Source organism: Enterobacter quasihormaechei (assembly GCF_004331385.1).
Taxonomy (GTDB): domain Bacteria; phylum Pseudomonadota; class Gammaproteobacteria; order Enterobacterales; family Enterobacteriaceae; genus Enterobacter; species Enterobacter quasihormaechei.
The window spans coordinates 149,860-162,660 of record NZ_SJON01000004.1 but is presented as its reverse complement, the minus strand read 5'-3'; the positions used below and the strand labels follow the sequence as shown (position 1 = coordinate 162,660).

At 57.2% G+C, this 12,801-nt stretch carries 12 protein-coding genes and 1 other annotated feature; of the genes, 3 read left to right on the top strand and 9 right to left on the bottom strand.

Annotation, left to right across the window (positions count from 1 at the left end; genetic code table 11):
- The first annotated feature begins 115 nt into the window (after window positions 1-115).
- Entirely contained in the window at window positions 116-682 is a 567-nt protein-coding gene (gene satP / locus E0L16_RS07660) for an acetate uptake transporter (protein ID WP_063450701.1), read from the top strand.
- On the opposite strand, the gene E0L16_RS07655 is transcribed toward satP, so the two are convergent.
- From E0L16_RS07655 to tal, 3 genes are all read right to left on the bottom strand, one after another.
- Window positions 659-1,981, bottom strand: a complete 1,323-nt coding sequence (locus E0L16_RS07655) for an MFS transporter (protein WP_131636659.1) — start codon at window positions 1,979-1,981, stop codon at window positions 659-661. The genes satP and E0L16_RS07655 overlap by 24 nt on opposite strands.
- Window positions 1,982-2,103: 122 nt before the next feature.
- A complete protein-coding gene (mog, locus tag E0L16_RS07650) occupies window positions 2,104-2,691 on the bottom strand; it encodes a molybdopterin adenylyltransferase (RefSeq protein WP_063867421.1) in 588 nt (195 codons plus the stop codon).
- Between the two features lie 110 nt (window positions 2,692-2,801).
- Window positions 2,802-3,755 carry a transaldolase gene (gene tal / locus E0L16_RS07645; RefSeq protein ID WP_003856481.1) on the bottom strand — a complete coding sequence of 318 codons (954 nt, stop codon included), beginning with the start codon at window positions 3,753-3,755 and terminating at the stop codon, window positions 2,802-2,804.
- Between the two features lie 262 nt (window positions 3,756-4,017).
- Between tal and E0L16_RS07640 the strand changes: the two genes are divergently transcribed.
- Together E0L16_RS07640 and yaaA are read left to right on the top strand one after the other, a co-directional pair.
- Window positions 4,018-5,451 carry an alanine/glycine:cation symporter family protein gene (locus tag E0L16_RS07640; RefSeq protein WP_112792006.1) on the top strand — a complete coding sequence of 478 codons (1,434 nt, stop codon included), beginning with the start codon at window positions 4,018-4,020 and terminating at the stop codon, window positions 5,449-5,451.
- Window positions 5,452-5,517: 66 nt separating this feature from the next.
- Complete coding sequence (yaaA, locus tag E0L16_RS07635; protein WP_131636658.1) at window positions 5,518-6,291, top strand: peroxide stress protein YaaA; 774 nt, start codon at window positions 5,518-5,520, stop codon at window positions 6,289-6,291.
- Between the two features lie 31 nt (window positions 6,292-6,322).
- Here the strand turns inward: yaaA and E0L16_RS07630 are convergent, their stop codons facing one another.
- The 6 genes from E0L16_RS07630 to E0L16_RS07605 form a co-directional block, all read right to left on the bottom strand.
- The gene (locus E0L16_RS07630; RefSeq protein ID WP_107534663.1) at window positions 6,323-6,610 is read right to left on the bottom strand and encodes a DUF2502 domain-containing protein; all 288 of its coding nucleotides are present in this window, start codon (window positions 6,608-6,610) and stop codon (window positions 6,323-6,325) included.
- Window positions 6,611-6,923: 313 nt separating this feature from the next.
- On the bottom strand, window positions 6,924-8,210 hold the full coding sequence (thrC, locus tag E0L16_RS07625) for a threonine synthase (RefSeq protein ID WP_063450707.1): 1,287 nt from the start codon (window positions 8,208-8,210) through the stop codon (window positions 6,924-6,926).
- Between the two features lie 3 nt (window positions 8,211-8,213).
- On the bottom strand, window positions 8,214-9,143 hold the full coding sequence (thrB, locus tag E0L16_RS07620; protein ID WP_023299286.1) for a homoserine kinase: 930 nt from the start codon (window positions 9,141-9,143) through the stop codon (window positions 8,214-8,216).
- 1 nt (window position 9,144) lies between these two features.
- Entirely contained in the window at window positions 9,145-11,607 is a 2,463-nt protein-coding gene (gene thrA / locus E0L16_RS07615; protein ID WP_112792007.1) for a bifunctional aspartate kinase/homoserine dehydrogenase I, read from the bottom strand.
- A 24-nt stretch (window positions 11,608-11,631) separates the two neighbouring features.
- Window positions 11,632-11,749 (bottom strand) — a sequence feature (Thr leader region).
- Window positions 11,688-11,756, bottom strand: a complete 69-nt coding sequence (gene thrL, locus E0L16_RS07610; protein ID WP_072039575.1) for a thr operon leader peptide — start codon at window positions 11,754-11,756, stop codon at window positions 11,688-11,690. It overlaps the preceding feature by 62 nt.
- A 211-nt stretch (window positions 11,757-11,967) precedes the next feature.
- Window positions 11,968-12,654: a tRNA/rRNA methyltransferase gene (locus E0L16_RS07605; protein WP_112792008.1), complete on the bottom strand. Its 687-nt coding sequence runs from the start codon at window positions 12,652-12,654 to the stop codon at window positions 11,968-11,970.
- Between the last annotated feature and the right edge of the window lie 147 nt (window positions 12,655-12,801).

Sequence of the window (12,801 nt, the reverse complement as noted above, 5' to 3'; positions counted from 1 at the left end):
CTGATGAGATCATAGACGGCGCCGATGCCGCCCATTATGATGCCGCGCCCTGTCAGGTAGAACTGACGCGGGTTTAACCATTTCACCATTTTAATGATGATTTTTTTGAGGACTTATGGGCAACACTAAGTTGGCTAATCCGGCTCCGCTGGGCCTGATGGGTTTTGGCATGACCACCATTCTGCTGAACCTGCACAATATCGGGATGTTCCCGATGGACGGCGTAATCCTGGCGATGGGCATTTTTTACGGCGGTATCGCGCAAATCTTCGCGGGCCTGCTGGAATATAAGAAAGGCAATACCTTCGGCTTAACCGCCTTTACCTCTTACGGTTCGTTCTGGCTGACGCTGGTCGCGATTCTGCTGATGCCTAAAATGGGCCTGGCGGATGCGGCAAACGCCCACTTCCTGGGCGTATACCTGGGACTGTGGGGCGTCTTCACTCTGTTCATGTTCTTCGGCACCCTGAAGGCGAACCGCGCACTGCAATTCGTCTTCCTGAGTCTGACCGTGCTGTTCGCCCTGCTGGCAATGGGGCACCTGGCGGATAACGAAGGCATCGTTCACGTTGCCGGCTGGGTTGGTCTGGTATGCGGCGCAAGCGCGATCTACCTGGCAATGGGTGAAGTGCTGAACGAGCAGTTCGGCCGCACCGTATTACCGATTGGTGAAAAACACTGATCCCTCTGTCGTGCCCGCATCGCGGGCACGATACCCCCCAGACTGACGAAGCCATATCCCCAATACCAGCCCCATCAGCGATAACGCCAGCACGTACCACGCTGGTGCGAGCGGCGACACGCCCATCAACACCGTAACCACTATTGGCGTTAGCCCACCGAAAATGGCATACGAGACGTTATAAGAGAACGAGATCCCGGTGAAGCGTACCTCCGGCGGGAAGGCGCGGACCATCACGTACGGTACGGCGCCAACGACCCCCACGCACAGCCCAACGATGCCGTACAGCAGGAACAGCTGTTCAGGATGGGTGCCCGCCAGATGATAAAAAGCCCAGCTCGACGCGGCCAGCAGCAGGCTCCCGACGATAAAGGTCACGCTGGCGCCAAAACGATCCGCCGCCAGCCCGGCGGCCAGACAGCCAAAGCAGAGCATAATCGTCGCGATGCTGTTCGCCTGCAACGTTACCGCAGGCGCAAAACCGTACTGCTTTTGCAGCCAGACCGGCGACATCAAAATGACCACCACGATACCCGCAGACAGCAGCCAGGTGAGCAGCATCGACACCACCACCGCTTTTTTATGCCGCACCACCACCGCTTTCACCGGCAGTTCTTGTGCCAGCGTCTTCCGCTGCTGCATTTCCAGAAATATTGGCGTCTCCTGCAACCAGCGACGCAGGTACATCGCCACCAGCCCGAACGCTCCCCCCAGCAGGAAAGGAATACGCCAGCCCCAGTCGTAAACGGCCTGCTGCGTCATGCTGGTATTGATAAGGGTTGCCACCACGGAGCCAAGCAGAATGCCAACCGTTAGCCCGGCCGTCAGCGTTCCGCACGCAATGCCGATGCGGCGCGCCGGGACGTGCTCGGCGACAAACACCCACGCGCCCGGCACTTCTCCACCAATGGCCGCGCCCTGGAGCACGCGCATCAGCAGCAGCAACAACGGAGCAATAATGCCCATCGACGCATGGGTCGGCAAGAGGCCAATGGCCAGCGTCGGCACGGCCATCAGCAGGATACTGAGGGTAAACATCTTCTTGCGCCCGACCAGATCGCCAAAGTGCGCCATGACGATGCCGCCCAGCGGACGCGCCAGATACCCGGCAGCGAAAATGCCGAAGGTTTGCACCTGGCGCAGCCATTCCGGAATATCCGCCGGGAAGAACAGCGCACCCACGACGGCGGCGAAGAAGACGAAGATGATGAAGTCGTAAAACTCCAGCGCGCCGCCTAAGGCAGCGAGCGTGAGGGTTTTGTAGTCCTGTCGATTCAGAGGTCGGGCGTTATGTGACATAGCGAACCATTGTGCGTGTGTTGTGGATTTATTTTTACAGCAATCGTAAAGAAAAAATTACTATATCGTAAATCCATTTACACGCTACTGCCGCTGGCGCGAATGTCACATTTTAATCAACTTCAGGAGATTGTCTCGCGGCGTGCGCTTTTCGGACGAAATGCTGCTACCACGTTGTCGTCAGTTTCCACGTATGGCCCGTCAAGCAGCTGTATACAATACGGTACACTTGCAAAGATACCGTGGACGATGACGCTGCCATCCTCGGCCTTTAAGCCTTCCAGCGTCTCTTTGATCGACTTCGGCTGCCCCGGCAGGTTCAGGATCAGCGCCTGTTTGCGGATCACCCCGACCTGACGGGAAAGAATGGCCGTCGGAACAAAGTGTAGACTGATCTGGCGCATCTGTTCACCGAAGCCCGGCATTTCCCGATCGGCGATAGCCAGCGTCGCGTCAGGCGTCACGTCGCGGCGCGCGGGGCCGGTTCCGCCCGTCGTCAGCACCAGGTGGCAGCTCATCTCATCCACCAGCTCGCACAGGGTCTGCTCGATGATCGGCTGCTCGTCCGGGATCAGGCGAGTCTGGATCTCAAACGGGGTAGTCAGCGCGCTGCCCAGCCATTCTTCCAGAGCGGGGATGCCTTTATCCTGATAAACACCGCTGGAGGCGCGGTCAGAAATCGACACTAGGCCGATGCGTAAGGTATTCATATCCATTCCATTCAAAAAGTACTGATTAATGGGAATGATACACGCAGAGAGAAAATTCAGACAGAGGCGGGGGAAAGACGCGTGACCGGGAGCCCGGTCACGCAGAATGATTACAGCAGGTCGCCGATCATTTTTTCCAGTTTTTCCTGGTCAATAGCAAACTTACGGATACCGTCCGCCAGCTTGTCTACTGCCATTGGATCCTGGTTATGCTGCCACAGGAACTCGGATTCCGTGATGCGCTCCGGGCGCGCTTTCACTTCACCGGTGTAAGACAGTTTACGCTCGATAGCGCCTTCGCTTTCTGCCAGCTCTTTCAGCAGCGCAGGGGCGATGGTCAGGCGGTCACAGCCGGCCAGCTCGATAATTTCACCGACGTTACGGAAGCTTGCGCCCATCACAACGGTCTCATAGCCGTGCTGTTTGTAGTATTCGTAGATTTCCGTCACGGAAATCACGCCTGGATCTTCAGACGCCGCGTACTCTTTCTTGTCGGTGTTGGCTTTGTACCAGTCCAGAATACGGCCCACAAACGGAGAAATCAGGTATACGCCAGCTTCGGCACAGGCACGCGCCTGCGCGAAGGAAAACAGCAGAGTCAGGTTACAGTTGATCCCTTCTTTTTCCAGCTGCTCGGCGGCGCGAATGCCCTGCCAGGTAGAGGCCAGTTTGATCAGGATACGGTCGTTGCTGATGCCCGCATCGTTGTACAGTTTGATCAGGCGTTTTGCTTTGGCGATAGACGCTTCGGTGTCGTAGGACAGGCGAGCATCAACTTCAGTTGAGATACGGCCAGGAACCAGTTTCAGAATTTCCAGACCGATGTTCACCGCCAGCTTGTCGGTAGCATCCACAACCTGCTGCGCGCGGTCATTGCTCTGCGCTTTCGCCCAGGTCACCGCTTCGTCGATCAGTTTGCGATACTCAGGGATCTGCGCGGCGTTAAGGATCAGAGAAGGGTTGGTTGTAGCATCCTGCGGCTGGTACAGCTTCATTGCCGCAATATCTCCGGTGTCAGCGACGACAGTGGTGAACTGACGAAGGGAGGTCAATTTATCCGTCATGATAGTGTTTCTCTTTTAACGTTCCCTGGATAATTCACACTACCGACAGCCTGCCAGCAGCGGAAAAATGACAGGTTTACTTGTTAGGGGGATGTAACCGGTCTGCCCTGATGATAACACGAGTGAGAGGCAGCGCAACCGCAGACAGTGCGCTTAGGCAGAGTATGATAAACTCACAATATTAACAGGCTGCTAAGTAACAGCATGCACAATCAGTGGTAGCGCTTACATATTCACGTTGGCATCAACAAGAGGGACGTTAGTGCCTGATTTCTTTTTCTTTATCAACGAAGTCCTCTGGGGTTCGATCATGATTTACCTGCTTTCAGGGGCAGGTATCTGGTTTACGTGGCGCAGCGGGCTGATTCAGTTTCGCTATATCCGCAAATTTGGCAGAAGTCTGAAAAACAGCGTCACCCCGCAGCCGGGCGGTTTGACCTCGTTTCAGGCGCTCTGTACCAGCCTCGCCGCACGCATCGGCAGCGGTAACCTGGCCGGTGTTGCGCTGGCGATCGGCGCGGGCGGTCCGGGCGCGGTGTTCTGGATGTGGGTAACGGCGATTATCGGCATGGCCACCGCCTTTGCCGAATGCTCGCTGGCCCAGCTCTATAAAGAAAAAGACAGCAAAGGCCAGTTTCGCGGCGGACCTGCCTGGTATATGGCTCGCGGGCTCGGAATGCGCTGGATGGGCGTTCTGTTCTCGATCTTTTTGCTGGTGGCGTATGGCCTGATTTTCAACACCGTTCAGGCAAATTCCGTCGCCCACGCGCTGCGCTTTGCCTTCAATTGTCCGGAGTGGCTGACGGGCGGCGCGCTTGCCCTTCTCACCCTGCTGACCATAGTGACCGGTCTTAAAGGGGTTGCCCGCCTGATGCAGTGGCTGGTTCCCCTGATGGCGCTGCTGTGGGTGTCCACCAGCCTGTTGGTATGCGCGATACATATCGACGAGGTGCCGAACGTCATCGCCACCATCTTCAAAAGCGCGTTTGGCTGGCGCGAAGCGGCGTCCGGCGCGCTGGGTTACACCGTTAGCCAGGCCCTCACTGCCGGGTTCCAGCGGGGGATGTTCTCCAACGAAGCGGGAATGGGCTCCACGCCAAATGCCGCCGCCGCGGCCGCATCCTGGCCCCCGCATCCCGCCGCGCAGGGCATTGTGCAGATGATTGGCGTCTTCACGGACACCATTGTTATCTGCTCCGCCAGTGCGATGATAATGCTGCTGGCCGGCGCCGTTGAACATCCATCCGGCAGTACGGCAGGCATTCATTGGGTACAACAGGCGCTGGTCTCACTCGTTGGCGGCTGGGGCGCCGGTCTTGTCGCCCTTGTCGTGGGGCTTTTTGCCTTCAGCTCCATTGCGGTGAACTATATCTATGCCGAAAACAACCTTGTCTTTCTGAACGTCGATTCGCGTCTGGCCCGTAACGTCCTTCGCGCGGCTGTGCTGGGGATGGTGTTCGTCGGCTCCCTGCTCAGCATGCCGATGGTCTGGCAAATAGCGGACGTCATTATGGCGCTGATGGCCATCACTAACCTGACGGCCATTTTGCTGCTTTCACCGGTTGTGGCGCTGATCGCGCGGGATTATCTGCGTCAGCGCAAGCTCGGCGTGCCGCCCGTCTTTGACGCCTCACGCTATCCCGAAATCGAGTCACAAATTGCCCCTGGCACCTGGGATGATTTGCCGCGGCAATAACAGCTATCGATCAAATCAGGGCGATTTTTTGTTAAAGTCGCTCTAAATTTCCTGCAAGGACTGGATATGCTGATTCTGATTTCACCTGCAAAAACGCTCGACTACCAGAGCCCGCTCGCCACTGAGCGTTATACCCAGCCGGAACTGCTGGACTACTCGCAACAGCTGATCCACGAGGCGCGTAAACTGTCGGCTCCGCAGATCGCCTCGCTGATGAGCATCAGCGATAAACTCGCCGACCTGAACGCCACCCGTTTTCACGAGTGGCAGCCTGACTTCACGCCCGACAACGCGCGCCAGGCGCTGCTGGCCTTTAAAGGTGATGTCTACACTGGCCTGCAAGCAGAAACGTTTAGCGAAGCCGACTTCGATTTTGCCCAGCAGCATCTGCGCATGCTGTCCGGCCTGTATGGCGTACTGCGCCCGCTGGATCTGATGCAGCCGTATCGTCTGGAGATGGGTATTCGCCTGAAAAACGCCAAAGGCAAAGATCTGTACCACTTCTGGGGCGATGTGATCACCGACAAGCTTAACGCGGCGCTGCAAGCCCAGGGGGATAACGTGGTGATCAACCTGGCCTCCGATGAGTACTTCAAATCGGTGAAGCCGAAAAAGCTGAACGCGGACATTATCAAGCCGGTGTTCCTCGACGAGAAGAACGGCAAATTTAAAGTGATCAGCTTCTACGCCAAAAAAGCGCGCGGTCTGATGAGCCGCTTCATCATTCAAAACCGCCTGACAAAGCCGGAGCAGCTCACCGCTTTTAACAGCGAAGGGTATTTCTTCGACGAGGCATCGTCAGGCAAAAACGAGCTGGTGTTTAAGCGTCACGAGCAATAAAAGACAACCCCGCCAGCTGGCGGGGTTTGTTTTAATGGTGTTTCCTGTCCGGGCCCGGACGATGATCGTCATGACGGTGGCGATCGTGACGATCGCGATGTTCATCGTGCGGACGCCAGTGGTTGTCGCGCCAGTCATAGTGCGCTTTCCACCAGTCATGGTCGCGCCAGCGGCCGCCATCCCAGTAGTGTCCGTTATTATCCCGATCGCCAATTTGCAGCTTTACCGCAGGCACGAGGGTGATCTCAGCGGCCTGCACCGCCATGGGAGCGACCAGCATCAGTGAGAGCGCGATGAGTGCAGGTTTCAGTGTAGACATAGGTGACTCCTTATTCTTCTTGCCCAGCGTGGGCCGATGTAAGGAGAGTACGTGATGGAAACGGCGGATGTTATTCTCTGCAATCCTAAACGCTAAGTGGCCGCATTTATTGGGAATTTCTGCTTTTTTCCTGCTGTTTTTCTCCTTAATTTCTCCATAAAAAAGCCGGGTGGCGGCTGCGCCTTACCCGGCCTACGGACCGGAGCTGTCGTTGCCGGGTGGCGCTGCGCTTACCCGGCCTACGATTGGGTTCGTTGGGGTCGTTGTGGATCTTGTAGGCCCGGTAAGGCGTAGCCGCCACCGGGCAAGAGAATCACGCTCGGGTCATCATCAGCTTACGCAGTGCCGCAAAATCTGCCGGCAGCTCATGGGACAGCAGCGGCAGATCGGCGCGCTCGGCCAGCTCTTTTGGCAGCGGCAGCGTTTCACCCAGGATCGCTTCCACGCTCTCCTTAAACTTCGCCGGATGAGCGGTTCCGAGGAACAGGCCATACTCGCCCGGCTGAAGCGCGTCGCGCAGCGCACGGTAAGCAATCGCCGCGTGCGGCTCAGAGGTATAGCCCACGGCTTTCAGCTCACGCATGGTCGCTTTGGTGGTTTCATCCGTCACCGCAGCATAGCCGAGGTCGCCCAGACGCCAGACCTTACGGCGGAACAGCTCTTCTACACGCGGCCAGTTGTTAGGCTGTGACACATCCATCGCATTGGAGAGCGTGGCCTGCGTCGCGTTCGGCGCCCATTTCCCGTCTTTCAGGTAGCGTGGTACGGTGTCGTTGGCGTTAGTGGCGGCAATAAAGCGCTTCACCGGCAGACCGAGTGATTTCGCCAGTAGGCCCGCCGTCAGGTCGCCGAAGTTGCCGCTTGGCACGGAAACCACCAGCTGATTGCGCGCGTCCTGCGGCAGCTGCGCCACCGCTTCGAAGTAGTAGCAGATCTGCGCCAGCAGACGGCTGATGTTGATCGAGTTGGCGGAGTTCAGACCCAGCGCCACCTTCAGCTCTTCGTCGTCGAAGGCCTGCTTCACCAGCGCCTGACAGGCATCGAAATCGCCGTCGATCGCCACGGTTTCAATGTTGCCCCCAAGGGTGCAGAACAGTTTTTCCTGAAGCGGACTGATTTTGCCCTTCGGATAGAGGATCACCACGCGGACGTTTTTCAGGCCGTAGAACGCATGGGCCACCGCCGCACCGGTATCGCCGGAGGTCGCGGTCAGAATCGTCACCGGTTTGTCGCCGCTGATGTGGGTCAGCATCTGCGCCATAAAGCGGCCGCCGAAGTCTTTAAACGCCAGCGTCGGGCCGTGGAACAGCTCCAGACAGCCAACGTCCGGCTCAACCTGCTGAACCGGAGCCGGGAAAGCAAACGCCGCACGCACGCGCTCTTCCAGCAGCTCCTGCGGGATTTCATCGCCGATAAACGCAGACAGAATTTTGGTGCTGCGGGTGACAAAGTCCTGCTTCAGCAGCTCATCGATTTCGGTCAGCTGGAATTCCGGCAGGTCGTGCGGGAAGAACAGCCCCTGATTTTTGCCCAGCCCCTGCGTGACCGCCTGCGCGAAGCTGACCTGCTCGTTATGATCTTTAAGGTTGTAGAGTTTCATTCGTTATCCCAGTACTCGTGCGCCAGCCGTGTCCAGACGGCAAATATGAACAAAGCCTTCCTGATTTTGCAGGTAGTGTTTAGAGAGCCAGTCCGCCACGCGCTGCGCGGTGTCTGGTTTGTCGCACAGGGCGAACAGCGTCGGGCCGGAGCCGGAGATGCCGCATGCCTGCGCGCCGATATCCATTGAAGCCTGTCGCGCCTCGTTAAAGCCAGGAAGCAGCTTCGTGCGGTACGGCTCGGCAATCACGTCTTTCATGAGTTTCGCCGCCAGCTGCGGCTGGCGGGTGTAGCAGGCGTGAATAAAGCCCGCCAGGTGACGCCCGTGAGCAATACAGTCCTGACGACGATACTGCGCCGGCAGGATCGCGCGCGCTTCAGCGGTCGAGACCTTAATGCCCGGATAGGCCAGCACCCACAGCCACTCGTCAAACCCGGGCACCTGCTGGCTGATGATGCCATTTTCTTCAATCATCAGCTGCATGCCGCCGAGGAAGCACGGTGCCACGTTATCATAGTGAATACTGCCGGAGATGCGCCCTTCCAGCTCACCCATCAGCGCCAGCAGACGGCTGTTGTTCAGCGGCTTGCCGCAGTGCTCGTTCATCGCCACCAGCGCGGCGACTACCGAACACGCGCTGGAGCCCAGTCCCGAGCCAATCGGCATGCTTTTTTCCAGCGTCATGGCGACCGGCACGTTTTTGCCGATCTCCTGACAGAAGCGTTCCCAGCACTGATAAACAATATTCTCGCGTGGTTCAGGCGGCAGCTTGCTGGCGAAACGGCCAACGTTATTCAGGCTGAAGCGCTCTGCCGCCTCAACCGTTACCGTATCACCCAGCAGCGAACCGTCCACCGGCGTCACCGCCGCGCCCAGCACGTCAAATCCGACGCTCATATTGGCGCTGGAAGCCGGGGCATATACTTTAACCATCTTAAACTCCTAACTTCCATGACAGGGTACGCAGCAGATCGGCAAACACGCCCGCCGCCGTCACATCATTCCCTGCACCATAGCCGCGAAGCACCAGCGGCAGTGGCTGATAATAGTGGCTGTAGAACGCCAGGGCATTCTCGCCGTTTTTCACCTTGTACAGCGGATCGTTGCCATCCACTTCGGCAATCTTCACCCGGCAGACGCCATCCTCTTCGATGTTGCCAACATAGCGCAATACCTTACCTTCATCACGGGCTTTCGCCACGCGTGCGGCAAAGGCATCGTCAAGCTGAGGTAAATTCGCCATAAAGGCGCTGACGTCGCCGCTGTCATCAAATTCTGCTGGCAGCACCGGCTCAATCACGATATCCGAAAGCTCCAGCTCGCGGCCCGTTTCGCGCACCAGGATCAGCAGCTTGCGCGCCACGTCCATCCCGGAGAGATCGTCGCGCGGATCCGGCTCGGTGTAGCCCAGCTCGCGCGCGGCACGGGTGGCTTCCGACAGGCTCATGCCTTCATCCAGCTTGCCGAAGATAAACGACAGGGAGCCGGAGAGGATGCCGGAGAAGCGCTGCAATTCGTCGCCCGCGTTCAGCAGGTTTTGCAGATTCTCAATGACCGGCAGGCCCGCGCCCACGTTGGTGTCGTACAGGAACTTGCGGCGCGACTTGCTCGCCGCCAGACGCAGCTGGTGATAGTAATCCATCGACGAGGTGTTGGCCTTTTTGTTCGGCGTCACCACGTGAAAACCTTCGCGCAGGAAGTCCGCGTACTGATCGGCCACGGCCTGGTTCGAGGTACAGTCGACGATCACCGGGTTGAGCAGATGATACTCTTTCACCAGGCGGATCAGGCGGCCCAGGTTGAACGGCTCTTTCGCCTCTTCCAGCTCCGCCTGCCAGTTTTCCAGGTTCAGACCGTGGACGTTAGTGAGCAGCGCTTTCGAATTCGCAATTCCGCAGACGCGCAGATCGATGTGCTTTTTCTTGAGCCACTCCTGCTGGCGCTTCACCTGCTCCAGCAGCGCACCGCCGACGCCGCCGACGCCAATCAGGAACAGCTCGATGACCTGATCGGTGTTGAACAGCATCTGGTGAACCACGCGCACGCCGGTGGTCGCATCGTCGTTATCGACTACAACTGAAATTGAACGCTCGGAAGAGCCCTGCGCAATCGCCACGATGTTGATATTGGCCCGCGCCAGCGCGGCAAAGAATTTAGCAGAGATACCGCGCAGGGTGCGCATGCCGTCGCCAACGACGGAGATCACCGCCAGACGCTCCTGAATAGAGAGCGGCTCCAGCAGCTCCTCTTTCAGCTCCAGATAGAACTCTTCCTCCAGCGCGCGACGGGCGCGCAGGCAATCGCCCTGCGGTACGCAGAAGCTGATGCTGTATTCGGAAGAGGACTGGGTGATCAGCACCACCGAGATACCGTTGCGGGACATGGCGGCAAACACGCGTGCAGCCATGCCGACCATCCCCTTCATACCCGGGCCGGAGACGCTGAACATCGCCATGTTATTCAGGTTTGAAATGCCTTTCACCGGCAGGTCATCTTCATTCGCGCTGGCGCCAATCAGCGTGCCCGGCGCTTGCGGGTTACCGGTGTTTTTAATCAGGCATGGGATCTGGAACTGGGCAATCGGGGAGATGGTGCGCGGGTGAAGTACTTTGGCGCCGAAGTAGGAAAGCTCCATCGCTTCCTGATACGACATGGACTTCAGCAGCCTGGCGTCCGGCACCTGGCGCGGATCGCAGGTATAAACGCCGTCGACGTCAGTCCAAATTTCACAGCAGTCTGCGCGCAGGCACGCGGCCAGCACGGCGGCGGAGTAATCAGAGCCGTTACGGCCCAGCACGACTAATTCGCCCTTCTCGTTCCCGGCGGTAAAGCCCGCCATCAGGATCATATGGTCAGAAGGGATTTTGCTCGCGGCGATACGGCGGGTTGATTCGGCAATATCAACGGTGGATTCGAGGTAGTGGCCCACCGCCAGCAGTTTTTCAACCGGGTCGATGACCGTCACGCGGTGACCGCGCGCTTCCAGCACGCCCGCCATGATGGCGATGGAGAGTTTTTCACCCCGGCAAATCAGCGCCGCGTTGATGCTGTCCGGGCACTGACCCAGCAGGCTGATACCGTGAAGGACATGTTTAATCTGGGCAAATTCGAGTTCAACGGTGGTTTTCAGCTGCGCCAGCGGGAAGCCCGGCTGGGTATCTGCCAGCCCCTGAAGCAGCTCGGTGAAGATACGCTCAGCGTCGCTGATGTTCGGAAGTGCATCCTGACCACCAATGGTTTTTTCAATCATCGCCACCAGGTGGTTCGTGATTTTGGCCGGGGCAGAGAGCACGGTGGCAACCTGCCCCTGCCTGGCGTTGCTTTCCAGGATATCGGCAACGCGCAGAAAACGCTCCGCATTTGCCACTGACGTACCGCCGAACTTCAACACTCGCATGGTTCTACCTCATTTCCTTTAGCCGAAAAAAAAGCCCGCACTGTTCAGGTGCGGGCTTTTTTCTGTTTTTCCTGTACGCGTCAGCCCGCATCGTTACCTGTGGTAATGATGGTGGTTGTAGTAATGGTGGTGATGCTGATGCGTTTCATGGATGTTGTGTACTCTGTCATTATTATCTGTCTGTGCTCTATTCTTTTAGGGTTAAAGGATCGGGCACCTTAAGTCAATGAATTTTTACTTTGATCACAATTCGGGACATTCTCACGTCCCGCTGCGAGCAGATTTATTTTCATCCGAATACCCCATATGCAACCCCAGTTATCAGCAACATCGGCCATATTAAAAACTTATTACAGCATTTTACTCGGCTAATTTTTTTTCAATATCATGGAGCAATCGGTGCAGCATTGCCGTGTCGCGCTGTTCCAGACGCCCCAGGCGCTGCTGCAACCAGTCCACCATTTTCCGATCGTCAGCCACGCCCAGTTGCATAAGCAGTTTGTCAGCGCGAACGCGCAGGGCCGCCAGCTGATTTTCATCCGTTGCTGTCACCGGTGGCTGAGAAATTTGTATTAAGGATGCTAATTGATAGCAGTAAACCATCACCGCCTGGCCCAGATTAAGTGACGGATAATCCGCCACCATCGGCGCGCCCGTCAGCACGTCAGCCAGCTCCAGCTCTTCATTCGTCAGCCCCGAATCTTCGCGCCCAAACACCAGCGCCGCTTTCTCCAGCCACTGGCTTTTTTCTTCCAGCATGGGCACCAGTTCAGCTGGCGTGGCGTAATAGTGAAACTTCGCCCGGCTGCGCGCGGTGGTCGCGACGGTAAAGGAAATATCGTGCAGGGCGTCAGCGAGCGTCGCGTAAGTGGTTATATTATCGAGAATATCACCCGAACCGTGCGCCACCCATCGTGCGGCAGGCTCCAGATGCGCCGTGCTGTCTACAATACGCAAATCGGTAAAACCCATGGTCTTCATGGCACGCGCCGCAGCGCCAATATTTTCAGCTCTTGCTGGTGCCACCAGCACAATCGACAGATGCATTTATGCTCTCTTTTTAATCAGTTAGCAGGTAAAAATGTGATTCACTTCAACATATTACGCGGCACGAATTTACAATTTTGCAACACAAATCACCGAAATAGCGTTTCATAACAATTAAAAAAAGCTAAACTATTTTGTGATTGAACA

Bases quoted from the DNA above. Each gene is read 5' to 3' on its own strand.
- mog (WP_063867421.1), bottom strand. From the start codon at position 2,691: ATGAATACCTTACGCATCGGCCTAGTGTCGATTTCTGACCGCGCCTCC.
- E0L16_RS07630 (WP_107534663.1), bottom strand. From the start codon at position 6,610: ATGTCTACACTGAAACCTGCACTCATCGCGCTCTCACTGATGCTGGTC.
- thrB (WP_023299286.1), bottom strand. From the start codon at position 9,143: ATGGTTAAAGTATATGCCCCGGCTTCCAGCGCCAATATGAGCGTCGGA.
- E0L16_RS07605 (WP_112792008.1), bottom strand. From the start codon at position 12,654: ATGCATCTGTCGATTGTGCTGGTGGCACCAGCAAGAGCTGAAAATATT.
- yaaA (WP_131636658.1), top strand. From the start codon at position 5,518: ATGCTGATTCTGATTTCACCTGCAAAAACGCTCGACTACCAGAGCCCG.
- tal (WP_003856481.1), bottom strand. From the start codon at position 3,755: ATGACGGATAAATTGACCTCCCTTCGTCAGTTCACCACTGTCGTCGCT.
- E0L16_RS07655 (WP_131636659.1), bottom strand. From the start codon at position 1,981: ATGTCACATAACGCCCGACCTCTGAATCGACAGGACTACAAAACCCTC.
- thrC (WP_063450707.1), bottom strand. From the start codon at position 8,210: ATGAAACTCTACAACCTTAAAGATCATAACGAGCAGGTCAGCTTCGCG.
- thrA (WP_112792007.1), bottom strand. From the start codon at position 11,607: ATGCGAGTGTTGAAGTTCGGCGGTACGTCAGTGGCAAATGCGGAGCGT.
- satP (WP_063450701.1), top strand. From the start codon at position 116: ATGGGCAACACTAAGTTGGCTAATCCGGCTCCGCTGGGCCTGATGGGT.